The organism is Kitasatospora sp. NPDC004531, from assembly GCF_053602195.1.
On sequence record NZ_JBSGDD010000026.1, the window covers coordinates 39,040 to 64,737 of the forward strand.

A 25,698-nucleotide genomic window follows, 5' to 3' on the forward strand; every position below is an offset into this window, starting at 1 on the left:
GCCGCGCTGTTGCTGCCTGGGTCACCGGCCGAACCGGCTGCCGGCCCGGGCAGCAAGGGGCACATGGTGCCGGTCTCGGTCTGTGCGGCCCGGCTGCCGGCCGTTGGCGGCGTTACTCGGGAACCCAGCCGCGGACTTCGAGGTAGGCGATGTCGGCGTCCTCGACGGCGCGGCCGGTCTCCACCAGCCATTCCTTCATGGCCTCGGTGACGTCGCCGTGGTGGTCGGCGACGCGCTGGGACCACTCGGCGGCGTCGAACCCGCCGGTGGAGGCGGAGCCGTAGGTGCGCTCCTCGGTGCCGTCGGAGCGGGGGACGAAGCCGCGGCGGATGCCACCGGAGTCCTTCTCCGACCCGGCCGAGTGGACGTACTGGTCGGCCTTCATGCGGACGGTGAAGGCGAGGCGGCCGCCGGCCTGGCCGGTGGCGTGCACCACCGGCGCGAGGTGGGAAGCGCCGGAGCGGATGGCCTGCTTGCCCGCGCGGCCGGCCATCGACCCGCCCGCCTCGCCGACGGTGTCCTTGCCGCGGACCCGGGCCCTCTGCCCGGTCCTGGTCCGGCGGCGGGTGGTGTTCGCCTCGGCGATCCCGACCAGTGCTTCCTCGTCGCGCTCGCCGCCGCGCACCGCGCGGACCAGCTGGCGCAGCGCACCGACCATGCTCGCGCCCTTGCCCTTGGTGAAGAACTGCGAGACCAGGCTGGCGTCGCGGCCGAGGATCCTGGCGACCTGGCGCTTGGTGTAGCCCTGGTCGAGCAGCTCCTGGGTGAGGCGGGCGGCCTCGTTCGGCTGGTCCGGGTCGGCCGGGCTCACTGGTCAACTCCCTTCTCGGCGAGTTCGGCGCGGCCCAGGGCGCGCAGCTTCAGGTACTCCTCCTGGCTGGTCGGGTGAGGCACCGGGCCGGTCAAGTGGCCCTTGAGGAGGTAGTCGCCCGGCTCGCCGCGGTACGGCCAGGGCTGGCGCTCGGTCAGGGCGATGCCGTCCGTGCCGAAGTACACGACCGTCCCCGGCTTCGCGTGCAGGGCGCCGGCATGGCCGACGACCTCCTTGCCCTGCCGGTACTTCATGTCCAGCAGCGCCGCCCGCGCCCCCGACCACACGTACGCCGCCCACTCCGGGTGCGCGTTGGGGTCGCGGGAGAAGCCGGCCTGCCGCTGCCAGGTCACCACCGCCTCGTCCTGCCCGAGGATCTCCACCCCGGCCGGCAGCGCCTCCCCGATCGGGGTGGTGCCGGAGACCAGGCGCGGGCGCTGCGCGAACCCGCCCAGGCCGAACAGCAGCACCGAGCGCACCGCGCGGGAGGCGAGATAGGCCGCCTGCCGCTGCCGCTCGTCGGCGTGGATGCGGGACAGGTTCGTCAGGTCCGCCCACGCGGCCTTCAACCGCTTGCCCCACTCGTCCAGCGGCTTGCCGTCCTCGAACAGCAGGCCGCCCAGGATCTCGACCTTCCACGGCATCAGGTGGTTCGAAAGGGCCAGGTGGACCTCCGCTCCGCCCGCCCACGTCACGAAGGTCTCCCCCGGCGCCGAGGGGTAGACCCAGGCCCGGTCACCCGTCACCGGCGCGGGCAGCAGCCCGACGTGGTTCCAGCCGGCCGGGACGGTGACGCGCACGTTCCAGTGCGAGCAGGACATCAGCGCCTTGACCTGCTCCGCCCCGGTCATCGCGGCGAACGCGGCCGCGGTGATCCGGCGCGGCACGCCGACCGGGGACTTCCACAGGTGCTTGGCGTAGGCGAACGTGCGGTCGTACTCCACCAGGGCGGGCAGCCGCTCCGGGACGCGCGGGGGCAGGACCAGCTCGGTGCGGCCCTGGCCGCCGGTCGCGTGCAGCAGCCCCCGCAGCTCCTCCGACAGCACCGGGTAGCCGCCGGCCCATTTGCCGGTGGTCGGAATGGTCCGCGACCACAGGTCACGGCCGGTCTGCGACGGGGAGCCCATCAGGACGGCGTCGTCCCAGTGCCGGCGCAGCGCCTGCCACAGCAGCGTGAACGCCTGACGGCACGTCACGACGTCCGCGCCGTCCGCATCGAACCACTCCCCCATCGACCGGATCTCCGTGACCGGCCCGTCCGGGGAAGCGGCCGGGGCGTAGCGGCCGACCGGCTGGCGCTGGTGCACGAAATGACCGGCCAGCTTGTCCCGGCCGGAGCCGACAGCGGTGGTCCACCGCTCGGAGGGGGTGTTCAGCCAGGCCGCGACCGCGTCCTTGAGCGTGGAGTACCGCTCGGCGCCGTCGTGCCACGGGGCCCCGGCGGTGATGTAGACGCGCTCCGTGCCCGGCGCGACGGCCAGCACCGCGTCCAGGATCTCCCCCGGGGTACGGGCGCCGAGGTCCAGGCGCACCACGCGGTCACGCACCGCCAGGTCCCCGCACGCCGCGTCCAGGAACACCGTCGAACGGGCCTGCTGGACGAAGTTCGGACGCCTCGACACCAGCCCCGTCGTCACCGCCTCGAACCGGGCACCCACCAGGCCCAAGGGGAGCGCGGGAAGCTCACGCGGCCCGGACTCGACCACCGGACGCGGCCCCGCAGCGACCGGGACAGCCGGCTCGCCCTGCGCAGCAGCCGGCACGGCCGGGACGGGACGCCCGACGACCTGGCCCCCGGTCACGGACGACACCTCGGCCACCGGAACGGCCGGGGGCTGCTCGCCGACTGCCGGAGCGGCGGGGGTGAGCTGCCCGGCGACCGTCCGGTCCTCGGCCTCGGCCGGTGCCTCGGTCACCGGGGCGGCCGGGGCCGGCTGCTCGAGCACGGAGGCCGGGCGGGTCAGCGCCGGAGCGACCGCAACCGCCGGCGCGGCCACGGGCACCGGGGCGGGCCGAGAGGCCAGGGCGGGCGGGGCGGCTGTGGGCTGCCCGGTGGCGGGCGGGATCGACGCAGTGGGGCGGTCCGAGGCGGCCTGTTCGCCGGGTTCCGTGTCCCCGGCGGCCCGTCCGGCCGTGTGCGGTGCGGCGGGCTGCTCGACAGCCCGGTCCTCCTCGGCGCACGACACCCCGGCCGTCAGAACGGCCGGGTCCTGACCGGGCGCGGCGGCGGGGCGGGTCAGCGCCGGGGCGACCGCGCCCGCGGGCCCGTCGACCGGCACTGCCGCCAGGACGGGGGCGGACGCCGGGGCGGGCGCGGCGGCGGCCCGATCGTCGGCAGGGGCCGTGCGGACGGCGGCCGGGGTCGGGTCAAGCAGCGGGGCGATCCGCACCACGTCGCCGACCGACAACCCGGAGGCCTTCGCGACCGCCGCCGCCCGGGCGCCCTCGTACCCCGCCAGCCCGGCCACCCGGCGCGCACGCCGCTGGTTGAGCTTGTCGAGCTCCTTCTGCGCGGCGGCGACCTGCTTCTCCGCGGCCGTGATCTCGCCGCGCAGCTCGCGCAGACCGGCGAGCTCGGCGGTGTACGACTTCCGGTCCATCAGCAGGTCACTCCCCCTCGGCGGCGGGCTGGCCGGCGGCGGCCGGGCGGGTGGGGACGTAGGCGATCGGGCCGCCGGACACCGACGCCAGGCGGGTGCCGAGCAGCAGGCCCGCCAGGCGGGCGTCCTCGGGCTCGGCCGGGTCGGCGGCGTTGGCGGGGGCGGTGAGGTCGGTCAGATAGCCGGCCAGGCGAGCCTTCGGGAAGCGGTACCGGCCCGCGGTGCCGGCAGTGCCGTCGGACTCCCACTCGCTCAGCCCGGTCAGGACCGCGATGACGAACCCGGCGACCGTCACTGGGAGAACGGTGCCGGCCGCGACCCGGGCCGGGTCGCACCGCCACCAGCCGGACAGCGCGGCCAGCATCTGCGCCCGGTCCAGGCCGGTGCCGAAGCCGATCCACTCACGGTCCGGCTCGTCGACCCGGGTCGGGGCGTCCGAACGCAGCACCGCCACCTCGGCCGCGCCGAGCACGGTCAGGTCGGCGGCGGGCCGGGCCTGCAACTGCTGGAGCGCGGCCAGCGGGAACACCTGCCGGCCGCTCTCGCGCACGCCGGGGACCACGCCGGTGGCCATCAGCTTCTTCACCGTCGGGATCGAGCACCCCAGCGCCGTGCCGGCTTGACCGGTCGTCACGAACACACCCACAACCTCCACGCCTATTCATTTAACTTGAAACGCCAGGGGGACTCTACGCCGCCCCACCGACACCATCCACGCCTTTCCAGTACGTCGCACAAGCATGACGCGCTGGCCTGTCGCCGACCCCCCGCTGCCGCGGTCGGCAGCCCGGCAGGGCAGCGCAGGTCTCACCGGCCGCACATCACCGCCGTTCGATCACGTCCACCGGGCAGCAGACCGTTCGAGGCATACAGGGCGCCCCCAGCCCCTAATGTCGTCGGCACTGACGGGAGAGGGAGTCGAGCAGTGACTGCAGAACAGGTCGACACCGCAGAGACGGTCGGGCAGCCGAGCGGCGACGCGCCCGCTGGCGCGGTCGGCAGACAGAGGACCGAATCCGCACAGAGCGGGAGTCCAACGGCGACGGAGGAACAGAGCGGCACCGGACAGGCAGGCGGGGGGCCGAGCGGCGACGCACCCGACGGCCCGGCCGACGGGCAGACCACGGCGTCCGTGTCCGACAGGGCGGCGCTGGTCGCCGCGCGGGCGGCCATCGCGGCGGCCGTGCTCGCGGGTGTCGGCCTCGTAGCGAGTGGGATCAGCACCTTCTACGCCGCCCGGGTCGCGCAGGCCCAGGTCGACCAGATCAACCAGCAGATGAGGAACGAGGAGAGCAAGAACGCCTCGAAGGTCGCCCTCTGGTCGCAAAAGGACAAGGACAGGGGCCCCTCGGAGATCCACATCGCGAACCGGTCGCAGGAGACGTTCTACGACGCCCAGCTCATCATCCAGATCGACATCGACGAGCCCAATGGCGACCGATATGTGGTGGTACACCAGTTCACGTTCATGCCGTGCACCGAAATCGCGATCAGTCTCGACCGGTTGAAGGCCGCTCCCAAGGGCACAATGAACGACTTCCCCGGTACCAAGATGTTGGACACCGGACTCGCCATCCCGGAGTTCAGCATCGACTTCCAGGACGCCGACGGGATCCACTGGTTCAAGTCTCCCACCTCGCTGAGCCGCCAGATCCCCAAGTCGTTCCCCTACCCCAATGACGCAGCCGACAAGGGACACGTGACAACAGTCGCATGGCAAGATCTCGGCCCCACCACACCCGTTCCCGGATGCGGCCAGCAGGCGGACAAGGACGACTAAAGCGCCCACCCCACCCGACGACCTCGGCCACGCCCTCAGTCCCTTCGGCCCTTCCAGTGGCCGATCGAGCCTGCCAGTGCCGACACGCGGCGGAGGGCACGGCCCAGCGCGCATCCGGCAAGTCGTCGGCACCGGCCCGGGCAAGGCGGGGCCGCCGCCTGCGGGCGTTGGCGGAGGGACCGGGGGTAAGCGCGGAGCAGGGGCTGGCGGTGCTGGCCGAGCGCGTCCAGGTCGACGGCGACGGCCTGGTCCACGTCCCCGCCGTCGCGACCACCCCGGTGCCGCCCGAGACGGAGCCGGGCCCGCACCGCGACCGCCCGCTCCCTCGGGCCCGCTGGGACGGGGCCGAGCGCATTGGCCGCCTCAACGCCCATGACGAGGACTACCTCGGCCCGGCACTCGACCGGTAGCCGGGGATCGGCGCGGCGGTGCCGGCGTCCTGGAACGCGTGGATCGAGAACCACTCCCCGCCAGATAGTGGGACAGGAGTGCCGTGCGCTCCCAGCGGTTGGGGCCGAGCGTCCAGGTGCCGGCGGCGAGATCGTCCAGGCCCTGCTTGCGGACGGCGTCGTCGCTGGCGCCCAGGCGGTGGTCCAGGTCGTCGGGGCGAGGCCCTCGATCCCGGACCAGCAGGCCAAGATCAGCACGTGGCCGGTGTCGGCGACCACGCGGTGCGGCCGGGCGCACCGCACCCGCCCATCGTGGATGTCGCGGTGCAGCACGGTGGCGCCGGGCCGGAACAGGGGCGGTCGGTCGTGGTACTCGTCCGAGCATCCGTCACGACCCGGGCGTCCCCCGGCGCAAGGGCGGAGAAGTCCTCGAACGGCTCCCAGCGAATCAATGTGGGCCGGGACACGGAACACGGGGCGCAGCTGACCTCGAGTCCCCGGCCGCCGCGATGGTGGCCGGTGACTCGGTGACGAGCACTTCGTCGGCGTCACAGCACTGGTCGTGACGGGCGGTTTCAGCGTGGGCGGCCGCGCTGGCTGCGTAGGTGAGGACCAAGAACGACTGTTGGTGGGTTCTGGCAGCGGTTGGCCGTTGATGGCGGGTCGATTATCGGTGGGAACCGAGAGCACTCGCGTATGCCGCTGATCTCCTGCAGTGCCCGGCGTTGACAGCCGGCAAGGCTCGGCTCGATGGTCGGGGCATGGTGACCTCAGGCAGGGACAGCGAGTGCGACAGGACGTGGCAGGGGGCGTTGGAGGCCTGGCGACCGCCGCATCAACCTGGGGACTGGGCCAGTCCTGGAGTGTGGGCCGTGCTGCAGCTGGCGGCGGAGGAGCCGGTGCTGCGGAGGATGTTCGTGTGGACCAGCATGAACGAGCTGCATGTGTCGGCGACGGGCGACTTCCGTGACTACTCCGTGGAGCCGTTCCCGGCGATCGCTGCGTCGACCAGTGGTTTTGTCGTGATGACGCATCCATGGGGACCGGACCATGCGGCGCTGGAGACCACTGACCCGGCAGCTGCGTTGGCATGCATGGTTCGTCTGATGGAGGACCAGGTCTCCTCCGCGGGGGCCGATAGAGGCTAGGCCCCGAAGGTGCTTCCTGGAGCTCCGGGGGCGGTGGTCGGCTTGCGGTCTGTTCCTGCCGGGCGCGGGTGCCGGCGAGTCGGTAGGAGTCGGTGCCGGTCTCGATGATGGTGCCGTTGAAGGTGAGGCGGTCGACGATAGCCGCGCAGAGCCGGGGGTCGGTGAAGGTCTTGGTCCAGCCGGCGAACGACTCGTTCGAGGCGATGGCGACGCTGTTCTTCTCCTCGCGCCCGGTCAGCACCCGGAAGAGCAACTCGGCTCCCCGCCGGTCGAGTTCCATGTAGCCCAGCTCATCGACGCAGAGCAGGTCGACGCGGCCGTAGCGGGCGATGGTCTTGGCCGGCTGCTTCTCGTCCGCGGCCTCGACCAGCTCGTTGACGAGCTCGGTGGCCGGCACGTACTTGACCCTGAACCCGGCCATCGCGGCCTCGGTGCCGAGCGCGATCAGCAGGTGCGACTTGCCGGTGCCGGAGTCGCCGATCAGGCAGAGCGGCAGACTCTTCTTGATCCACTCGCAGGTCGCGAGGGTGTGGATCGTCGCCGGGTCGATGTTCGGGTTCGCATCGACGTCGAACTTCCGCGAGGACTTGTCCCGGGGGAAGCCGGCGGCCTTGATCCGCCGTTCCGACCGGCGCCGGGCCCGGTCGTCGCACTCGGCCATCAGCAGCTCGGCGAGGAAGCCGAGGTAGGACATCCGCTCGCGGGCGGCGCTTTCGGCGAGTTCGGGGAACTGGGATCGGACGGTGGGAAGCCTCAGCACCCGGCAGGCCTGGACGATGGCGGCGGTGGCGGCCTGCTCGGTGATTCCCCGCCGGCGGTGAAAGGTCACGGCATTCTCCTTCAAGGGGCGGGACGGCCCGGTCGGCGGTGTCGCAGCAACTGGTCGTAATGGGCCACCGAGGGCAGCGGCCACGTGTCGGGCGGAAACCGGGCCAGACGCCGCCCCGCTCAGCGGCCGGCCTGCTCGGCGACCCGGGGCCCGCCCCGACCGAAGCACCGCACCCCAGAAACCGGCACAACCGGCCCACCACGACCGCACACCACCCACCGGCAACGGACACGACCAGGGCACCACACCGATCAGGCACGGCGCACAGCCAACCCGGCAAGGAACCGCGCCCAGGGCACAGCACCCCGACAAGAGACGGCCCCACCCCACACCACGACGAGCAACACCATCAACACCACACACCCACATGCACAACCCGGTCCTGCTCAACCCAAAGGCCGACAGAACAGCCGCCACCATCGATACCGCCGCAACTGAGTGACAACCACGGTCAAGACCAACCGCACCGCACACACCCCACCCGGCGAAGCGACCACCCGCCCGACCCGGGCAAGCAACAGCGACATAGGCAGCAAGGAACCGGCTCCTCCCCGCGCGGAGGTGACCGACAACGCCGACGGCAACACCCTCGACCGGACCACCACCGACGCCTCCCGCGCCCAGTGACCCCGCCGGCCACCCGAGGCCCCTCCCGAAAGCCGAGGGCGCGCCGAACCGGCCCCGCGCGGGGCGGATCGCAGCCGACCCACGGGCGACCGGACCGCTTCCCGGCCCGGCCACCCATCGCAGCCCCCGCCCACGACCCACCCGACGACCCACCCACCACAGCTACACGGCGGGGGCGGCTTCCCGGCCGGGGCCGTCGCAGGGCGGGTAGGTCGCGCTGCCCGTTCGCTCGGCGGCGTCGATGTACGCGGCAAGAGCGTCGCGGGACCGGGCGAGGTCGGCCATCCGGTCGTCCAGTTGCCGCAGGCGTGACCGCATGGCGGCCAGCAGCTCGGGGCATCCGGCCAGCTCCGGGGCCTCTCCGAGCGCGCACGGCAGCAGGTGGGCGATGTCCTCGGAGGACAGGCCGGCGCCGAGCAGGTGCCGGATCTGCTTCACCCGCAGGACGGCCTCCTCGTCGTACTCGCGGTAGCCGTTGGCACCGCGGACCGCCTCCAGCAGCCCCTGGGCCCCGTAGTAGCGCAACTGGTGAGTGCGCACTCCCGTCCGACGACTCAGCTCCCCGATCCGCACCGCGACCTCGCTTGACCTTCACACCGGTATCAACGTTGACGATGCTGCCATGAACCACAGCACCGAAACACCCGTGACGATCATCGGACTCGGCCTGATGGGCCGGGCACTCGCCGGCGCGTTCCTGAAGGCCGGCCATCCCACCACCGTGTGGAACCGCACGCCCTCCAAGGCCGACCGGCTGGTGGCCGACGGTGCCCGGCTGGCCCCGAGCGTGGGCGACGCGCTCAGGGCGGGCTCGCCGGCGATCATCTGCGTCACCGACTACCCCGCCGTGTACGAGCTGCTCGGGGCGGACGACGTCGACCTGGAGGGCACGACGCTGATCAACCTGACCTCGGGGAGCTCGGCCCAGGCCAGGGAGGCCGCCCGGTGGGCCGAGCAGCGCGGCGCCCGCTACCTGGACGGCGCCGTCATGGCCGTTCCGCCGGCCGTCGGCACCGCCGACGCGGTGATCCTGCACAGCGGGCCGCAGGCGGACTTCCAGGCGCACGAGTCGACGCTCGGCGCCCTCGGCACCCTCTCCTACCTGGGCGCGGACCACGGGCTGGCGTCGCTGTACGACGTGGCCGGCCTGGCCATGATGTGGAGCGTCCTGAACGCGTGGCTCCACGGCACCGCCATGCTCAGGACCGCCGGCGTCGACGCCGCGACCTACGCACCGTTCGCACGGCGGATCGCCGCCGAGGTCGCCGAGTGGCTGCCCGGGTACGCCGAGCAGATCGACAGCGGATCCTTCCCCGCCGAGGTGTCGGCCCTGGAGACCGACGCACGGGCGATGGAGCACCTGCTCGACGAGAGCGAGGCAGCAGGGGTCAACACCGACCTGCCGAAGCTCCTCAAGTCCATGGCCGACCGGGCGATCGCCGCCGGACACGGCGCCGAGCAGTACCCCGTGCTGATCGAGGAGTTCGGCACGCCCCGCCACGACTGACCGGACCCGGCCGCGCCGTTCGGCCCGCGACGCCACCGTGCGGCCGAACGACGCGGGCCGCCGGGACGGCCGAACGCAGGCGGCACGGTGACGCGAGCGCCCTCAGCGCCCGGTGGTGGCGGCCGGCGCGGCGAGGGCGGGGCGGTACCACAGGCGGTGGACGAGGGGGCCGACGGACAGCACCGCCGCGCCCGCCACCGCGCCGATCAGGACGGAGGACCGGCCGCCCCCGTTGAGGAACGCGCCGAGGCACGCGGCGGCGACGACGAGCGGCCGCAGCAGGGTCAGCGGACCGAGCCCGACGACCATGGCGAGGGTGCTCGCCCGGAACGGCAGCAGCAGGTAGGCCGCGAGCGACAGGAGGACCACGGCCGCGTACAGGGCCAGCGGCAGCAGATAGCCCCGGCCGCCGGCGCTCAGCTCGGCAAGGGCACGCCGCGGATCGGCGGCGGTGAGCAGACACACGACCGCGACCACCGCGGGCGCCGCCAGCAGGACCGCCCCGACGGCCAGCCCGCGCAGCGCGGCACGCGCGTTGACCCGGCGCTTGCGGATACGGGCGTCGCGGCCCGCACAGGCCCGGAAACCGCTGAACGCCGCATCGACGAGCCCGAGCACCAGCAGCGGCAGCGCGGGCGTCACGACGCGACCCGCACGAACTGCTCGGCCCCCAGCAGCCGGCGGGAGGAACGGCCCAGCGCCCGGCGCAGCGGCGCCTCCAGGTGCGGGCGCACGCCCAGCACCGGCCGCAGCGTCGTGCAGAACGGGTTGGCGACCCGCCGGGGCTCGTAGAGCAGCGGTCGCATTCCCGACGCCGCGGCCGCCCGCAGCAGGACCTCGTCGCCGTGGGCCCGCCGCGCGGAGGCGACGCCGTCGTGCCGGCCCAGCGGGTGGCGCATCCGGGCGCGGTGGAACATCCACGCCCCGACGGGGGCGAGGCCCGTCGCGGCGATGTCGTAGTGGCAGAACGCCAGCGCCGAGGAGGCCCCCTGCGTGGCGAAGAAGCCCGCCAGTGCCGGCTCCGGGAAGTGGTGCAGTACGCCGGTCGACACGTACACGGTGGCGGCCTCCGGCAACGCGAACGCGTCGCCGTGGACGAAGCGGCAGTTCAGCTCCTCCGCCCGGGCCAGTCGCCCGGCCTCGCCGACCAGCGCCGCGTCCAGATCGACGCCCAGCAGCTCGACGTCCGCGCCCAAGGCGCCGGTGGCCGCGAGCCGGCGGACCAGGTAGCCCAGCCCGCAGCCGACGTCGACCAGGCGGTACGGACCCGGCGCGCCCGAGGCCCGGATCGCGGTGAACAGCGGACCGAGCAGGTGGACGAGGCGTTCACCGATGCGCAGTTCCTCGTTCAGCCGCTGCATCTCGGTGTGCACGCCGATCAGCAGCCGGTCCACCGCGGCCGCGTCGAGGATCCCGTCCCCGTCCACGGGCAGCCCCGCCACGATCCTGGCGGCCCACCCGTCGCCGTGCGCGCGCAGCCGCGCCACGACCTCGGCACGCCGTACCGGCAGCCGCCCACCCGTGACCGGGTCGACCGCGGTGATCAGATCGGAAATCTCGAGCACAGACACACCGCGCACCCTAGCGACCGCACCACCGCGGCCCCACCGCCGGGCCGGCCGGCGGGCGGGCGGTGACCGTGCGACAGCGCACGTCCACGACGCCCTTCAGATGTGGGCGGTGAGGCCGGTGGCGGGGTCGTGGGAGATCAGCGTCAGCATCCTCGGGTCGTACCGGACGGTCTCGCCGGTCAGCAGGGCCGGTCGTCGGCCGGCCGTCGCCACCTCCACCAGGAACCGCAGCACGGAGGCCACCCCCGCCCCGTCGAGGACGTGCTCGGGGCGGACGGAGAACTCGATCTCCTCTACCGGCGGAGAGTAGTTATTCCTGATGCGTTGTATTCCTCTCTTGGGAGTCAGCGGGTCGGCGACGGCGATGAGGACGGCGACCAGCTCGTTCGGACCCGAGGGCCCGCGCGGGCAGGCCAAGCGCCCACTGGCGGTTGGTGAAGACGCGGCTGACCACGATGCAGTCGGTCATCCCCAGCTCCCACGCCGGCTGGTGCTCACTGCGCAGCGGTTCGGTGGCGCGCTGGTAGACGACTCTGCGCGCGTACAGGTCGGCCAGCATCTCCGCGTGGACAGCCCGGGCCCAGCGGGCAGGCCGAATGCGAAGGCCGGCCCGCTGACGCATGCGATCGGGCGAGCCGGTCGGCAATCCGCTGCCGCTTGGGAACTCGGGCAGCAAAGACTGCTGCCAACCGAGCGCCTCTTCCTACCTGGCGCCGGCCAGTTGCCGAGGACACAACCGGACGACCCCGGCGGACGGCCGCCCCGTGCTCACCGAAACCACCGGCACGGGGCGAAGTGCCTCGGTGTCAGCTCAGCCGAGGTGTCCGTCGCCGACCCGGACACCGTCATCGTAGGAGCGCTGTGACAGCCTGCGGGCCGCGCCCGGCGACAGGCTGAGGCCGTAACCGAGGGCGGCCACGGCCGGCGCGAGGAGTTCGACGGGCAGGGAGCCGTGCCGTTCGACGACCAGCCGCACGCGGCCGTCGTCGTCTCTTCCGTCGGTCTTGTGGAACGCCAGGACGGTGGTGGACATCGGGGCATGGCACGGGTAGCCGCGCCGCGCGGCTTCCTCGTCCGCGTGTTCCAGGAAGGTGATGCCCGGTTCGCCGTCGAACTCGGCCTTGAGCGCGGCGGCGCGCCAGTGCGCCGGCTCCTCCCAGGCGCCGGTCAGCTTCCGGGAGCGGTTGGCAGAGGTGACGTAGAGGAAGTCCTCCCCGGTGGCGGCGAGCGCCTTGGCGAGGAAGGCGTTGGAGGGGCAGGCGTATCCGGGAGCAATCACCTGGGTCGTACGGACCCCTGCATCGGCCTGAGTGAGGTGGTCGGGGACATGGGCCGCCGCCGGACCGCGGAAGCCGAACGGCCCGAGCACGTAGAGGGCGTCGATGAGGCCAAGTAACTTACGGTGCGTCAGCCCAGAGGGGAGCCTGGACCAGTCGAAGACCGACGGGATCCGGGAAGGGGTCGTCGTGATGCTGCCCACCTGGTCGGCCGGCCGGCCCTTCATGAGGTTCACCCGGCCGACCGTGGCGCGGTCCGGGCGCGCGGTGAGGGCGTACATGTTCGCGAACCCGTGAGCCACCACGCCGCCCTCGGCAAGGACTTCGGCTGCGGCCTTGATGCCTTCCGGATCGGTGAGGGGGGCCGATCGGCCGATCGTGCTCCGGTGCGAACTGGCCACCAGGTACTCCTCTTCCGCAGCGGGGCCCGGGGCCCCGACGCCATTGCAGGCCGTGCGATGCCCGGCCCTGGCCGGGCACCGCGGAAGGTGATGAAGGACGAGGCGACCGCCCCGGTCATGCTCGTAGCGCTGACCCCGGATGCGGCCGACTCGCAGTGGATCGTTCCATGACGACGTGTCAGTCCACCACCGCCCTTGACAAATCGGGAGATGACCGTAGGACACCCGCAGCGGCCGGGCCCCGCGTTGTGTCGGCCATCGCGCTGCTCGGCGAGGCGCCCGCGTACCTGGTCGACACGTGACCGGAAGCCGACCGGGCGAGTGCCGCTGCGTCGGGGCACTGCCGTCATGCACTGGGCAGGGGCTGCCGTGTCAACGTCGGCGGCCCGGATGGGGTCTACGATCCGCCCGTGTCGGTCTCGAATTATCGCGGTGCGCAGGGTGCCGTGCCAGGACAGGGGTTGAGGCGTTGTCGTCAGTGGACGTGGTGCGGGAGTCGGCCGGGGCCGGGCGGGTCGTGTTCTTCGAGGAGTCGGCGCGCGACGGTGCGCAGGCCAAGACCTTGATGAGTGCCGGCTTCCGGGTCCGGCTGGCCCGCGAGCAGGGGGCGGTGTTCGGAGCGGACGGGCCCCGGCACGTGGTGTTCGCGGCCGGCTTCCCCTCCGTGTGCGGGCAGGAGTTCGAGGCGACGCGGCAGGTCGCGCTGGAGGCGCAGGGCTCGGTGAGCCCGTCCGCGATCTGCCGGGGCACGGTGGCGGACGTGCGGCTGGCGCTGAGCGCGGTGCGGGGTGCGGCGCACGCCCGGGTCATGGTGATCGTGGCCGCCTCCGACGCGACCGCCCAGGCCCTGGTGCACAGCGGCGCCCGAGAGGCCCTGCGCCAGGGTCTGGACGTGGTGAAGGAAGCGGTGGGCCTGGCGGACGGGATCGCGGTGGACGTGTGCCTGGCCGACGTGCCCCGCGCGGACCACGGCCTGGTGGCCGAGTACGCCGGGGCGATGACGGCCCAGGGGGCGGGGACGATCGTGCTGGCCGACACGGTCGGCGACCTGCTGCCCGGCCAGACCCGGGACCTGTTCCAGCGGGTCGCGGCCGGCGCGGGGCCCGAGGCGGTCCTGGTCTCGCACCTGCACAACGACCTGGGCCTGGGGCTGGCCAACACCCTGGCCGCCTTGGAGAGCGGGGTACGGGTGGCGGCGTGCTCGTGGCTGGGCATGGCCGAGCGCAGCGGCATGACCGCCACCGAGCAGTTGCTCTTCCTGCTCGCACACGACCGTGCCAAGGCCGAGCAGGTCCTCGGCGCCGGCTGCGAACCGTGGTGGACGCAGCCGGACCTGACCCGGCTTCCGACGATCGCGCGGATGGTGTCCGCAGAGACCGGAGTCCCGCTCACCGTCACCACCCCTGTCGTGGGAACCGGCGTCGCCACCATCTCCACCGGAACCCCCTTCACCCACCCGCAGACCTTCCAGCCCTACGACCCCCAACACCACCTCGGGCTGGCCCCGACCGTGGTCCTCACCCACCTCGCCAGCCGGCGCGTGCTGAACGCGGTCGCCGAGCGACTCGGCCACCGACTCGACCCGGCCCAGACCAGCACCGCCCTGGCCTGGGTCAAGGACCGCGCCTACCGCCTGAACCAAGCCGTCATCGCCGACGCCGACTTCGCCGCCTACCTCGACGGCCTCACCGCCACCACACCCCGATCCTGAACGGACCCGCCCCCATGCCGGCCACCGCCCCGCTTCACACCACCGCCGCCGCCCACGCCCTGACCGCCGGACGAGCCGCCGTCCTGCCCAACCCCAGCCCCCTCACCTACGTCGTCACCGCCACCACCCCCCAAGCCGTCAACAACGCCAAAGGCCGCCCCGCCGGCCAGGAAGTCGCCCTGTGGGTCCACGACGACACCACCTGGACCGACCTCACCACCCACCTGGACCTGACACCGACCGCCCGGCGCACCGCGACCACCCTGCTGCGCGACCACCTGGTCACCCTCCTCGTCCCCGTACGCACCCACACACCGCCACCGGCCTGGACCACCCCCGCCCTGCGCGACGGGCACCTCCTCCTCTACGGCGCCCGCTGGCAACCCCTCACCCCGTTGCTCGACCGCTTCCCGCTCCTGTACGTCAGCAGCGCCAACCGCACCGGACACCCCCCGGCCGCCACCGCCCGCCAGGCAACCGCCATGTTCGGACCCGAAACCCCCGTCACCGACGCCGACACCCTGCGCCACACCGACACGCCCCACGCCGCCACCACCATGCTGCGCATCACCCCCGACGGGGACCTGGCCCACATCCGCCACGGAGCCCAGGACCGGGCCCACGGCAGCGACCCGAACCGCTACCTGGAACACCTCCGCGAGACGACAGCCCGCTGAAACCCAAGGCCTCCGTCATCGGCCCCGGAACCCTGCGGATGACAGGGGGTCAGCCGGGGTCCGGCCGGCGTGGGCCGCCCGACTGCGAGGGCGGGTCGGAGGTGGCGGGCCAGGGGCCTGCTGTCCAACTGCTCGGGGAGCCGAGTCCTTGACGGTCGGCGCGCTCGGCGCGGCCGCGGTGCAGCGGGTCGGGGAACTCGGACGCGGTCAGGCGGTCGAGCTGGTCGAGGTAGTCGCGTACCAGCTCCTGCCTGGTCGGCGGACACAGGGGCAGCAGATCCAGCAGCAGCGCCCGAACACGCCGCACCACCTGGAGCGATCCCGCGCCGCAGCCGATGATCTCGTCCAGAGCCAGACTCAGCAGCGCCTCCCACTGCAGCGCGGGGTACGTGATCCGGGCCCGCCCCGCCGCGTCGGCGACCACGCCGGGGCCGAGCGGTCGCGGCGCCAGGCGCTGGAGGACGTCGTCCAACTGGTCCAGGCTCTGCACCGCCGTGGTCGGATCGTTGACCGCCGGCGACAGCGCCCGGATCGCGATGTCCACGATCAGCCGCACACCGTAGGCAGGGTCCTGCTCGATGGTCCGGTCCGGGCCGAGCAGCACCAGGCGGTCCACTGCCGCCTTGATCCCGGCAGGCGCCCGGCCGTGGACGGTCGCCAACGGGGCCCCGTCGCCAGGAAGTCGCCGACTGCCGGGAGGAAGCGGATCAGCACGTCCTGGGACTGCGCGAGCCGGCGCAGCCGGTACAGGTCGAGTTCCTGCAGTACTCCCGGCGCGCCCGAGTGCCGCACCAGTGTGACCGGGCCGGCGTCCGCGACGGTGGCGCGCTCGGGGCCGGGGTGCGCGGCGTCGGGGCCCACCGGGTAGGTCCGCTCGATCACGTCTCTGAGTTGGCTGCTGACCGCGCGTGCGAGGCCGCCGGGGGTGGTCGCCGAACGGAGCGTCACCAGCAGGCGCAGGAACAGTACCGAGCTCAGCACGGTCAGCGCGACCGCGACGGTCACGGACAGCCGGGGTACGTCGTCGGAGGTGACCTGGCTCAGCACCACCAGCGCGTACATGAACGTCGCCACGAAGATCCCGAACAGGCTGGGGAACCGGCCGAAGTAGGCCAGTGCCGCGAACAGGCGCGGTGACATGCCCTGGATGGTCTGGATCACCAAGGTGATCGCGGTGAACACGAACCCGGTGAGGGTGATCATTCCGGCGGCGATGGCCCCGAGCGTGGCCTGGGCGGTGCCGGAGTCGTAGTTCAGCGCGCCGGACGGGTGGCGGCCGAACTCCAGCCGGGGCAGCACCAGCCCCAGGACCACGCCGAGCACGACCACGGCGATGGCGGCGGACCACCCCGGGCGCTGTGGCCTCGGGCGCCGCCGCCGTTTCGTGCCGGGCCCGCCCGCGGTCGTGGGAGCCAGCTGCGCTGCGAGATGGCTCAAGCGAGCAGCTTTGCCTTCGCTCGCTGGAACTCCTCATCGGTCAGCGCGCCGCTGTTCTTCAGTTCCGACAGTTTGGCGAGCTCGTCCACGTGGCTCGCTGCCCCGCTGTCCGGGGTTCCGGCCGCCTCGCGGACGTACTGCTTGAACGCCGCATCGGCTTGCCGGGCCTGCGCGATGTCGCGTTCGCCCATGGACCTGCCGCGGACGATCACGTAGACCAGCACGACGAGGAAGGGGAGCAGGATCACGAAGACGATCCAGCCGGCCTTGCCCCATCCACCCATGTCGTGGCTGCGGAAGACGTCCGAGAGGACCTTGAAGAGCAGGAAGAACCACAGGATCCAGAGGAAGAACTCCAGCATCGTCCAGAACAGGTTGAGCAGCGGGTAGTCGGACCCAGCTGGCTCCCAGGCTTCCGGCGTCCCACATGCGGACGCAGTCAGCACCGGTCTAACCCGCCACCAGGGAGGTCACACGCCCGGCGGGCCGACCGGGTGGAGTCTGCGCAGTGGTCCACCTGCGTCGCGTCACGGGGAGCCGGCAGGTGCCCCACTGGTACCGGTGTGTGCGGCCGGGCTGAACAACCCCGGCCGCCGGACCTGCGGCCCGTCAGTGGTTCTGCGGGTCGGCGCTGTCCAGGGCCGCCAGGACGCCGTACTGGTCTGCGACGCGGACCTCCAGGTCGGGGTGGCGGGTGAGCAGCTCGTCCAGGTCGGCCCGGAACTTCGGCGAGTGCGTCATGTGCTCGGGCACGACCAGGTGGCCGCCCTGCTCGGGTGGGGTGATCCCGGAGACCAGGGCGCGGCGCACCACGCGGTCGTGGCGGGTGGCGGCGCCAGTGCCTCGGAGGGGGTCGTGGGCGAGGGCGACGACGCCGCCGCGCGCGGAGAGCTGGTCGAGGTCGGGGACCAAGCGCCAGATCTGCTGGGCCTGGTGGCTCTGGACGGAGCCGGCGAGGTTGGCCTCCAAACCGCGGGCATGGCACAGGTCGACGAAGAAGCGGATCTCCTCCAGGGACAGGATGCCGGTGCGGGGCAGGCCGTGCGCGTCGGTGTCGTGGGCGTCCAGGTCGACGAGTTCTTCGCTGCCCGCGGTCGAGATCAGGCCGATCCGGGCGACCTTCAGCAGGATGCTGGTGTCGATCATGATGGCGTCCGCCCCGGCGGTGGCACTGGCCTCGACCATGGTGCGGATCGCCTCGGTGTCCGTGCGGCGGCGCCGGGTCAGGCCGTGATCGGCGTGCGCGAAAGGCTCGCTGACGGTGACGTGGGTGCCGCGCGCCGCGGCCGGCAGCGCGCCGCAGGCCTTCAGCTCGGCCTCGTCGGGACGGTGCTCGGGGAAGAGCGGGCGTCCGTCGTCGCCGAGCAGGGCGTCCGCGTGTTCCACCAGGTCGAACGCGCCCGGTGCATCGGGCGTCGCCGGGTCGTACTCGCGCAGACCCACCAGGGCCCGGCGGACCTGCGGCAGGGTTTTGCGGGCGTCCCACAGGTCCAGGTCCTGGGCGAACAGCACGGACATGACCCGGGTCTGCCCGAGGCCGTCGGCACGCCGCAGGGTCGCGGTGATCTCCGCGAGGACGTCGGTGAGCTGGTCGACGCCCATACCGTCGAGCCCGACTTTCACGATCGGACAGGGATGGACCCGGGTGCCCATCGAGACGGCCACGCCGAGTGCCGCCTGGGCGGCCTTGCCGACCCTCTCGTACTGGGACTTGGCGACCGCGAGCCCGTTCACGGCACGCCGGTGCAGGAGTTGGTCCTCACCGATGTTGGTGCTCAGTTGGACGGGCAGGTCCCGACGGGCGGCGAGGACGGCATCGGCGATGTCCATGATCCGGCGGGGCTTGATCGTGCCGAGCGCGCTGCGCGGGTCCTCGCTGTCGATGATCCGCGCTCCGCCGAGCACCGCCTCACGGGCCTCCTGCGGCCCGAACACACTGACCAGCACCCGTCGGTCCCCACCGATCCCGCTGCGCACGCGTCTTCCCCACCCTCCGGAGCGATCTCACTGACGGGCAGACGCTACCGGGAGCCCGACGCCCCCGTCACAGCCTTCGGATTGAATCCCTCCCATGCGAAATGCAGGATCCGGTCGGGTCCTTCGCCGTGGCGGCCCAGCTGTGCTTCGCGCAGCCGCGAGCGCCGCTGCTCCGGCATCGACCGCATCACCGGGCCGGCGGGCAGCTCGGTCAGATAGCTGGACACCCACTCCGCCGCGGCCAGCGGCTCGTCCCGCAGGACCTCGGGGTGGACGGCGGGCGTACCTCCCGGGCCCCACTCGGGCGAGGCGGCCAGTTCGACCTCCACCCAAGCGTCTGTGTTCTCGCCCAGGTCCTCATCGCACGTGTCCATGCGGTTACCCCTGGCAACGCCCCAGGCCAGGACTACCTGGTTGCGTTAAGTCATTGACGTATCGTCAGAATCGGTAACCAATGGCAGGATGCGTACCCGGCCGAGAGGAGGACGGGTACGTCCCGCCTTGCCGCTTCTGACATCGCCTCCTCTCCCCACTCCCACCAGCCCACGGGAATTGGTGGCGTGCTGCTGGAGATACGGCGACTGGGCGTGCACCAGTCGATTCACCGTGACGGCAGCATTCCAGTCGCTCCGACCGGCGTGAGGAGCATTCGGCCAACATGCCGAGGAGCCGCCTCGCCCCACCACTGCAGGGACTGCTACGAAGAAGTCTCCCGGACAACACAGCGTCAGATCGGCTATGGAGAGCGGAGCTACTTGTCGCTTCGCCGTAGCTGGCAGCTCGACGGCACCCATCGCTACACTCCCGAGGCTGCCGAACTCACCGTCGGATCGGGTTGTCAGGACCGCTGGCTGTGCCCCAGGGGCGCAGGGAGACGAAGCGGTCGGTAACGCGGAACGTGATGCCAGGTTCGCAATGACCGGAAGGCCATGTCGCGCACCAGAGTGGCGGCCGGAGAAGGGGAGGGTCGCAATGACTGATTCGCGGGCGGTGGTGGCTGGCGGGAGCATAGCCGGGCTGTTGACGGCTGCCGCGCTGGCCGGAGCGTTTGACGAAGTCCTGGTGCTGAAGCGGGACGTGTTGCCGGAGGGAGAGGGTTTCCGGGCGGGTGTGCCGCAGGCCCGGCAGTCGCACGGGCTGCTGCTGCGAGGCGCCAAGTCGATCGAGAAGCTCCTGCCCGGGGTGCAGGAGGAGCTGCGGGCAGGTGGGGCTCCGCTGTTCGATATCGGGGAGCATTTCCAGGTGTCCGTTCGCGGCCGGGTGGCGCCGCCGCAGACATTCGCTCTGCCGGCCCAGGTGTTCAGCCGGAACTTCCTGGAGACCCGACTTCGAGCCCGTGTCCAGGCGCTACCCGGCGTGGTATTCAGGGACAACAGCCCGGTCGCGGGTCTGCTGGCGGACCACACCGGTGGCCAAGTCACCGGGGTACGGGTCAGTCCTGCCGATGGGGTAGCAGAAGAGGTCTTCGCCGACTTGGTGGTCGACGCGAGTGGACGCACCTCCCATGCCGCCGCCTGGCTCAGCGCCTTGGGGTACCCCCTCCCGAGGAGGTGCAGGTTGACTCCGGCCAGTCGTACGCCACCGCCTGGCTGCAAGTGTCGCAGCAGGAGCTGGAGTTCACAGGTGTCCTGTACGAACTCGGACAGCACGTCGAACTCGGGCGGGGAGGCTTGGCGGTGGCCGTGCAGAACGAGCAGGTCCAGTTGATGCTGTACGGACGGGCTGCGGATCGGCCAACCACTGACCCGGCCGAATTCCGATACCTAGTGGACCAGTTGAGCTCACCGAAATTGTCCGAGATCGCGGCAAGCATCACCCCGGACACTCCGATTTACACCTATGCCAAGTTGTTCAACCGCCGCAAGCTCTACCACCGAATGTCTCGCTGGCCAGACCGGTTCCTCGTCCTGGGGGACAGCCTGTGCGTGTTCAATCCGATCTACGGCCAGGGCATGACGGTCGCTGCCATGCAGGCCGAACTCTTGCACGACTCGATCAGAGACCTGCACAGCCACGGCAACTGGACCCGCACAACACAGCGCCGCCTCTACCGGCGCACCATCATCCCCTGGCTACTCGCGACCGCACAGGACTCGCGCTGGACGGAGCGACCGTCCGCGCTCAGCCCAGCCGTCGCATGGCTGATGGGGCGGGTGATGAGCCGGGTCGGGCAAAGCCCGCAGTTGCACCACGCCTTGCTGCAGATCTACCAGCTACTCGCCCCGACCGCACTGCGCGACCCCCGCGCGGTGTTCGCCATATTCCGCCCCGAGCCGGCCAGCCGTCGACCCGAGCCGAGCTCCGACTGAAAGGTTCGGTGAGCCGCTGGTGCTCCAGACAGTCACTGACGACCCGACCGCGGGGCCGACGACATCCTCACCCTGCAGCGACTCCCGACGGGTTTATGGAGCTGTAGCGACCGACGCGCCGTTCGTGAAGTGACGCGCCGGCGCGCTATCCGCGCGCGTGGATCGACCGGTCACCGCGCACGGCAGCACGCCTGCGCGCCGTGACCTGCTGCCTCGAACTCCTGGCCTCTGCCTTTCAGTTGGGTTCGACCGAGTCGGGTTGATGGCGTTGGCGACGCGTCGTGGCCATGATCCGGAGCTGTCTGTTGCTGCGCCGGGGCGGGTGTTCGCCGCGGATGGAGGAGCCAGAGCTGCGGGTCACCGGTGCCAGGCCGGCGTAGGTCCCGAGGTGTCCGGCGCTGGGGAAGGCGGTGCCGTCGCCAACGTCGATGAGGATGCGGGCTCCGGTCCTGACGCCGATGCCGGGCATCGAGGTCAGGACCTGGTGGAGAGGGTGGGCCGCCCGCGCGCCCACGGGTTCAACCCGAGTACCGCGAGGTGACAAAGTGCCAGTCGTAGTTTCCCCGCACGAACGAGTGCATGCTGTCCACGTACAGCAGGAGGGCCTCCTTGTCTGCCTCTCCGAGAGTTGTCAAGTCGTACAGGGCCGGAAAACGGAGGGAGGATTCCTGGAGCTGGTCGGCCAGGGTACCTGCGGTTTCCTGGGCATGCGCGATTGCCTGGGCTCGGGAGAAGCCGCGATGGTGCTGGAGGACAGTGATCAGGTTGTTCAGCTCACCGTTCGCCTCTTCCTTCTCCAGCGAGAACGTGTCATTGATGCAGGCGACGGCGTCGCAGCAGAGCGCGACCATGTGGCGGATCAGGTCATTCTCGCGTGCGAGATCGGGAAGTTCGGTCCTGTTGCTTGCTTCAACGAGGTCGAACCAGATTGGGGTGGCCAGGGACCGACGGCGCGTGGAGAAGTAGTCGTCGAGGCCGGGGACCTGCCCGCTGCGGCTTGTCTGTGTTTCCTCTGCGCAGACAGCGATGTAGTCGATCCAGTGCCGTCGGGCACGTTCCTGCCACCGCGGGGACATGTCTCGGCACTGCCGACGCCACACGTCCTGCCACGCACGCGCCAGCGGATCGCCGCCGGGTGCTACCGGGGCGGACGGCCCTGAAATCACGGCGATGTACCGGTTCGCCAGTTCGGTCGTCGCCTGTGCGGAATGCGCCTGACGCTCGAACAGATCGTCAAGGGCCATCATGACAGCCCAGCTGTCGGTGATGTGCTGAAGACCGGGCGCGTCGGGCTGGGGGTAGCACATGGCGATGAGCTCGGGCAGTTTCTGTTTCAGGTAGGCGTCGGTGGCAATGCCTGGGGCCAGGAGGCCCATGGCGTGGAGCCAGTCGATGTGCTGGGGCCGGACCTGGGGCAGGTGCTGGTTGGTCCGGCTCGGGAACGGGATGGCGAATGGGACGTTGGGCAAGGGGTCACCTTTTCGAGGACCGGCGGACGTTACAGGCCGAATCGGCGATTGCGGTCGGCGAAGCTCCGCATGGCCTCCCGGAAATGTTCTTCGGTGAAGTCCGGCCACAGGGCGTCACAAAAGTACAGTTCGGCGTCGGCCGACTGCCATGGCATAAACCCCGAGAGCCGCTGTTCACCGGAGGTGCGGATGATGAGATCGGGGTCGGGTTGCCCGGCCGTGTCCAAGTAGGCCGCGAGGTCCGCCGCCCTGGCCCGCCGCCCATCAGCGGCCCACGACCGGTCGCTGACCATGCGGGCGACAGCGCGCGTGATCTCGTCCCGGCCTCCATAGGCGATGGCAAGGTTGACCGTTCGGGGCGCGTTCCGGGCGGAGGCATCCACAGCCTGCTGAATCCGTCGGTACACCGCAGAAGGCAGTTGCTCGGGACAGCCCAGTATTCGGATCCTCCAGGAGCCTGTGGCCGCGATCTGTTCCGCGGTCGTCGCGATGACCCCTATGAGCGGCTCCAGTTCACTACTGTCACGGCGCAGGTTCGCTGTGGACAACGGCCACAGTGTGACGATCTCCAGACCCTGGATGGCCTGAGCCCAGGTCAGCAGATCGAGGGTACGCCGGCTGCCGCTCTCGTACCCCTGCGCACTGTCCAGTCCTCGGATCTGAGCCCACCGGCGGTTTCCGTCCAGTATCACCGCTAGGTGTCTCAGTGGTTCCTCGCTCCCGTGCGCCCGTGAGGCAGCGCCTGGGCCAACCGAGCGCGGGAAAAGGGTCGACTCATGCAACATGCCGGCCCAGTACCCAGATCCAACTCTGCAGTAACTGCCGAAGAGCTACCTGCTGATCTTGGTGAGCCCGTCGGAGGTCAGGGCGTGGCCTGCGACAGCGGCGAGCTGGTCGGCTGTGGTCACAGTGAGCCATTCCTCCTACGTGACCAGGGCAGTCTCGTTCTCTCGCCCCCGCCACCCGAACCCCCCGCCCAGGGGATGCGGTGGACGCTCCGGCCACCCTGGTGGCCGGGCCGGGGCACAGTCATCCGCTGCATGTCGATCGAGCACCTGCGCCTGCCACACGGACGAGCGCGGCAGAACCTCAGCGGAGCGCGCCGGGCGACACTGCTGAACGGCGAGCCTCGAGGTAGCTGGTCCAGTCGCGGCCACCGCGCTTGCCCCAGTAGACCGCCGTGCCGATGTGCAGGTCCAGCAGTTCACTGACTACCGGCGCTGGGAGGTCCTGGGCGAGGGCAAGGACCGCGGTGTTGCGGGCTGCCCGGACCTCGATGCCGTGGGTGACGAGCCGCTCACCGAGCCGGTGGGCGCTGACTGGGCGGCCGGGCAGCGCTCCCGGGAACAGCCACTGCCGGGGCGAAGCCTCGGCGTGGTGCCGGGTCAGGTGGCGGGGACGGGTGGCCGCCTGGGTGGACACCAGTCGGGCGACGGCCGGCGGCAATGGGGCCGGCTGGTCGCCGAAGGTGATGAACGCCTGGTCCCCGGCCTGGGTGAAGTCCTGCACAGGAAGTCGGGCGATGCGGGTCAGCTTGGCACCGAAGAGCAGCAGCAGTGCACCGGCGGCCCGCACGTCGCCGGGCAGGCCCTGGTCGTGGACGCACCGGTGCAGCAGCTCCACTTGGAGGTCCTCGTCGAGGAAGGTGGCCGCCTGGCTGTTGGGCATTGCGGGGACGCTGAGTTCGCCGCTGAGCTTGTGGCGTGCGGTCCAGCGCAGGAAGTCGCGCAGCCGTAGGCGGGTGGTCGCCCCTTCGGTGATCCAGCGGTCGACGTCGTGCTGGCCGGCCCGGTCGAGGGCGAGGGACTGCTCGTCGAGCCAGCACAGGAAGGAGAGTGCGCAACGGGCCTGCTCTCGGGCGTAGTTGACGCTGGAGTCGGTGAGGCCGTGGGTGTCGGCGCGGTGGCGTAGACGGCGCAGGATCAGCCAGGTGGTGTAGGGCTGCAGCAGGTGGCGGTGGTCGGGGGTGGCGTCGGCGAGGAGGCGGTGCATCCAGGTTTCGGTACGGGCGAGGTGTTCGTTGCGCCCGGGCAGGATCTGGTGGGTGACCAGGAGCTGGCGCAGGTGGACCGCGGCCGTGCGGCGGGGGAAGGCGTCGAGGAGTTCGTGGGTGGGCTGGTGTCCGCTGGCGAGCAGTTGGCGCAGGAGGGCGGCGGAGCTGTCGGGGCGCTGGAGCCATTGGAGGACGTGGTCGGGGCGCTCGCTGGCTTCGAGGCCGGCGATCAGCGGGGCGAGGAGGTGGCCGGCGCCGAAGTGGCGGCGCAGTTCGTCGGCGGTCTGGCAGCGGGAGCACTCGCCGGGTCGGCCGGGGCCGTCGGGTCCGCCGCAGCGTGGGCATGCGTAGCGGCGGGCAACTCCGCTGCAGGGTCCGCATCGTGGTGATTCGTCTGGGGTCGCGCCGATCATGGGCTGGCGGTCGCCGCAGGCTGGGCACGGTTGGGGGTGGTTGCGGATGAAGGCGTAGCAGGAGCTGCAGACCGGGCCGATGGGCCAGCGGGTTTTCACGTCGCGGACCTTGCCGCACCGGGCGCAGGCGGCCTGGGGGCGTGGAGCGCACGACAGGCATAGGTAGGTTCCTGTGCGTACTCCTCGGCAGGTTCGGATCTTGCCGCAGCGAGAGCATGGCCTTCGGGGGCCGTTGTAGCAGCCGGCGCACAGGTCCGGGTGGGAGTCGCTGGCCTTGATGACGATCTGGCGCTCTTGGTGGCAGCCGCCGCAGGTTCGTGGGCTGCGGCTGTAGCATCCTTGGCAGACAGGGCCGTTGACCGTGTGGGCCTTGACGGGACGGTCCCGTCCGCAGCCTGAGCAGGGTGTGGTGGGGCGTTCGTAGCACGTGTCGCACAGGGCTGTCGCATCGGCCTGGCGGACGACCACGGGGCGCAGACGGCCGCATCGCTGGCAGGTCTCGCTCGAGCGGGCGGATGCACAGGGCCGACAGATCCGGGAGCCGTCCTCGCGGCGGCCGGTCAACGCTCGGGGTCGGGAGCAGTCCGCGCATCCCGGCACCACGGCCTCGGTAGCGCCGGCGGCGCGGAGTTCGCTCAGCAGCCGCAGCACCGTTCTCGGCAGCCGCGGGTCGCCGGCGGTGAGCCAGTCGTGGTGCTCTTTCAGGTAGGCGAGGGTGGAGCGGCCGGTGCGCGGCACCACCGCGCTGATCACCAACCGTTCCACCACCTGC

22 protein-coding genes and 4 pseudogenes are annotated in these 25,698 nt (G+C 71.6%); 8 read left to right on the top strand and 18 right to left on the bottom strand.

Features of this window, described 5'->3' with window-relative positions:
* Nucleotides 1–112 precede the first annotated feature (112 nt).
* The 3 genes from ACWEMJ_RS13845 to ACWEMJ_RS13855 are packed head-to-tail and all read right to left on the bottom strand — an operon-like array spanning nt 113 to nt 4,045.
* Nucleotides 113–811 (bottom strand): helix-turn-helix domain containing protein, encoded by a 699-nt coding sequence (locus tag ACWEMJ_RS13845; RefSeq protein ID WP_452137233.1) that lies wholly within the window; start codon nt 809–811, stop codon nt 113–115.
* Nucleotides 808–3,411: a hypothetical protein gene (locus ACWEMJ_RS13850; protein ID WP_452137234.1), complete on the bottom strand. Its 2,604-nt coding sequence runs from the start codon at nt 3,409–3,411 to the stop codon at nt 808–810. The genes ACWEMJ_RS13845 and ACWEMJ_RS13850 overlap by 4 nt, the downstream gene beginning before the upstream one ends.
* A gap of 7 nt (nt 3,412–3,418) precedes the next feature.
* Complete coding sequence (locus ACWEMJ_RS13855; RefSeq protein WP_452137235.1) at nt 3,419–4,045, bottom strand: DNA-binding protein; 627 nt, start codon at nt 4,043–4,045, stop codon at nt 3,419–3,421.
* A gap of 291 nt (nt 4,046–4,336) precedes the next feature.
* On the opposite strand from ACWEMJ_RS13855, the gene ACWEMJ_RS13860 reads away from it, so the two are divergent.
* The 3 genes from ACWEMJ_RS13860 (at nt 4,337) to ACWEMJ_RS13870 (ending at nt 6,728) form a co-directional block, all read left to right on the top strand.
* Entirely contained in the window at nt 4,337–5,191 is an 855-nt protein-coding gene (locus ACWEMJ_RS13860; protein WP_452137236.1) for a hypothetical protein, read from the top strand.
* Nucleotides 5,192–5,358: 167 nt separating this feature from the next.
* A complete protein-coding gene (locus ACWEMJ_RS13865) occupies nt 5,359–5,601 on the top strand; it encodes a hypothetical protein (RefSeq protein ID WP_452137237.1) in 243 nt (80 codons plus the stop codon).
* 740 nt (nt 5,602–6,341) lie between these two features.
* Nucleotides 6,342–6,728, top strand: coding sequence for a DUF6193 family natural product biosynthesis protein (locus ACWEMJ_RS13870; protein ID WP_452137238.1), 387 nt, complete (start codon nt 6,342–6,344; stop codon nt 6,726–6,728).
* A 40-nt stretch (nt 6,729–6,768) separates the two neighbouring features.
* On the opposite strand, the pseudogene istB reads toward ACWEMJ_RS13870, so the two are convergent.
* A pseudogene (istB, locus tag ACWEMJ_RS13875) lies at nt 6,769–7,557 on the bottom strand (IS21-like element helper ATPase IstB); the annotation flags it as partial.
* 438 nt (nt 7,558–7,995) lie between these two features.
* Between istB and ACWEMJ_RS13880 the strand changes: the two are divergent.
* Complete coding sequence (locus tag ACWEMJ_RS13880) at nt 7,996–8,184, top strand: hypothetical protein (protein WP_452137239.1); 189 nt, start codon at nt 7,996–7,998, stop codon at nt 8,182–8,184.
* A 162-nt stretch (nt 8,185–8,346) separates the two neighbouring features.
* Here the strand turns inward: ACWEMJ_RS13880 and ACWEMJ_RS13885 are convergent, their stop codons facing one another.
* Nucleotides 8,347–8,757, bottom strand: a complete 411-nt coding sequence (locus ACWEMJ_RS13885; RefSeq protein WP_452137240.1) for a MerR family transcriptional regulator — start codon at nt 8,755–8,757, stop codon at nt 8,347–8,349.
* Between the two features lie 49 nt (nt 8,758–8,806).
* Here ACWEMJ_RS13885 and ACWEMJ_RS13890 point away from each other — a divergent pair, with 49 nt between their 5' ends.
* Nucleotides 8,807–9,691 carry an NAD(P)-dependent oxidoreductase gene (locus tag ACWEMJ_RS13890; protein WP_452137241.1) on the top strand — a complete coding sequence of 295 codons (885 nt, stop codon included), beginning with the start codon at nt 8,807–8,809 and terminating at the stop codon, nt 9,689–9,691.
* A 102-nt stretch (nt 9,692–9,793) separates the two neighbouring features.
* On the opposite strand, the gene ACWEMJ_RS13895 is transcribed toward ACWEMJ_RS13890, so the two are convergent.
* The 4 genes from ACWEMJ_RS13895 to ACWEMJ_RS13910 all read right to left on the bottom strand — a co-directional run bounded on the left by ACWEMJ_RS13895 (nt 9,794) and on the right by ACWEMJ_RS13910 (nt 12,940).
* Entirely contained in the window at nt 9,794–10,333 is a 540-nt protein-coding gene (locus ACWEMJ_RS13895) for a hypothetical protein (RefSeq protein ID WP_452137242.1), read from the bottom strand.
* Nucleotides 10,330–11,262 carry a class I SAM-dependent methyltransferase gene (locus tag ACWEMJ_RS13900; protein WP_452137243.1) on the bottom strand — a complete coding sequence of 311 codons (933 nt, stop codon included), beginning with the start codon at nt 11,260–11,262 and terminating at the stop codon, nt 10,330–10,332. The genes ACWEMJ_RS13895 and ACWEMJ_RS13900 overlap by 4 nt, the downstream gene beginning before the upstream one ends.
* 96 nt (nt 11,263–11,358) lie before the next feature.
* Nucleotides 11,359–11,679 (bottom strand): hypothetical protein, encoded by a 321-nt coding sequence (locus ACWEMJ_RS13905; RefSeq protein ID WP_452137244.1) that lies wholly within the window; start codon nt 11,677–11,679, stop codon nt 11,359–11,361.
* 394 nt (nt 11,680–12,073) lie between these two features.
* Complete coding sequence (locus ACWEMJ_RS13910; RefSeq protein ID WP_452137245.1) at nt 12,074–12,940, bottom strand: L-threonylcarbamoyladenylate synthase; 867 nt, start codon at nt 12,938–12,940, stop codon at nt 12,074–12,076.
* Nucleotides 12,941–13,418: 478 nt separating this feature from the next.
* On the opposite strand from ACWEMJ_RS13910, the gene ACWEMJ_RS13915 reads away from it, so the two are divergent.
* Complete coding sequence (locus tag ACWEMJ_RS13915; protein WP_452137266.1) at nt 13,419–14,651, top strand: 2-isopropylmalate synthase; 1,233 nt, start codon at nt 13,419–13,421, stop codon at nt 14,649–14,651.
* A gap of 14 nt (nt 14,652–14,665) precedes the next feature.
* On the top strand, nt 14,666–15,328 hold the full coding sequence (locus ACWEMJ_RS13920) for a hypothetical protein (RefSeq protein WP_452137246.1): 663 nt from the start codon (nt 14,666–14,668) through the stop codon (nt 15,326–15,328).
* Nucleotides 15,329–15,377: 49 nt separating this feature from the next.
* On the opposite strand, the pseudogene ACWEMJ_RS13925 reads toward ACWEMJ_RS13920, so the two are convergent.
* The 5 genes and pseudogenes from ACWEMJ_RS13925 to ACWEMJ_RS13945 all read right to left on the bottom strand — a co-directional run.
* Nucleotides 15,378–16,657 (bottom strand): annotated as a pseudogene (locus ACWEMJ_RS13925) (DUF2254 domain-containing protein).
* Nucleotides 16,658–16,761: 104 nt separating this feature from the next.
* Nucleotides 16,762–17,127 carry an SHOCT domain-containing protein gene (locus ACWEMJ_RS13930; protein WP_452137247.1) on the bottom strand — a complete coding sequence of 122 codons (366 nt, stop codon included), beginning with the start codon at nt 17,125–17,127 and terminating at the stop codon, nt 16,762–16,764.
* 247 nt (nt 17,128–17,374) lie between these two features.
* Nucleotides 17,375–18,712: a (5-formylfuran-3-yl)methyl phosphate synthase gene (locus ACWEMJ_RS13935; RefSeq protein ID WP_452137248.1), complete on the bottom strand. Its 1,338-nt coding sequence runs from the start codon at nt 18,710–18,712 to the stop codon at nt 17,375–17,377.
* A 74-nt stretch (nt 18,713–18,786) separates the two neighbouring features.
* A complete protein-coding gene (locus ACWEMJ_RS13940; RefSeq protein ID WP_452137249.1) occupies nt 18,787–19,116 on the bottom strand; it encodes a hypothetical protein in 330 nt (109 codons plus the stop codon).
* A 65-nt stretch (nt 19,117–19,181) separates the two neighbouring features.
* Nucleotides 19,182–19,347, bottom strand: a pseudogene (locus ACWEMJ_RS13945) (DUF255 domain-containing protein); the annotation flags it as partial.
* Nucleotides 19,348–20,292: 945 nt separating this feature from the next.
* On the opposite strand from ACWEMJ_RS13945, the gene ACWEMJ_RS13950 reads away from it, so the two are divergent.
* The gene (locus ACWEMJ_RS13950; RefSeq protein ID WP_452137250.1) at nt 20,293–21,051 is read left to right on the top strand and encodes an NAD(P)/FAD-dependent oxidoreductase; all 759 of its coding nucleotides are present in this window, start codon (nt 20,293–20,295) and stop codon (nt 21,049–21,051) included.
* 292 nt (nt 21,052–21,343) lie between these two features.
* Here ACWEMJ_RS13950 and ACWEMJ_RS13955 read toward each other — a convergent pair.
* The 4 genes and pseudogenes from ACWEMJ_RS13955 to ACWEMJ_RS13970 all read right to left on the bottom strand — a co-directional run.
* A pseudogene (locus ACWEMJ_RS13955) lies at nt 21,344–21,550 on the bottom strand (IS110 family transposase); the annotation flags it as partial.
* Between the two features lie 19 nt (nt 21,551–21,569).
* Nucleotides 21,570–22,520, bottom strand: a complete 951-nt coding sequence (locus ACWEMJ_RS13960) for a terpene synthase family protein (RefSeq protein ID WP_452137251.1) — start codon at nt 22,518–22,520, stop codon at nt 21,570–21,572.
* A gap of 29 nt (nt 22,521–22,549) precedes the next feature.
* Complete coding sequence (uppS, locus tag ACWEMJ_RS13965; RefSeq protein WP_452137252.1) at nt 22,550–23,212, bottom strand: polyprenyl diphosphate synthase; 663 nt, start codon at nt 23,210–23,212, stop codon at nt 22,550–22,552.
* A gap of 397 nt (nt 23,213–23,609) precedes the next feature.
* The gene (locus ACWEMJ_RS13970; protein ID WP_452137253.1) at nt 23,610–24,926 is read right to left on the bottom strand and encodes a hypothetical protein; all 1,317 of its coding nucleotides are present in this window, start codon (nt 24,924–24,926) and stop codon (nt 23,610–23,612) included.
* Between the last annotated feature and the right edge of the window lie 772 nt (nt 24,927–25,698).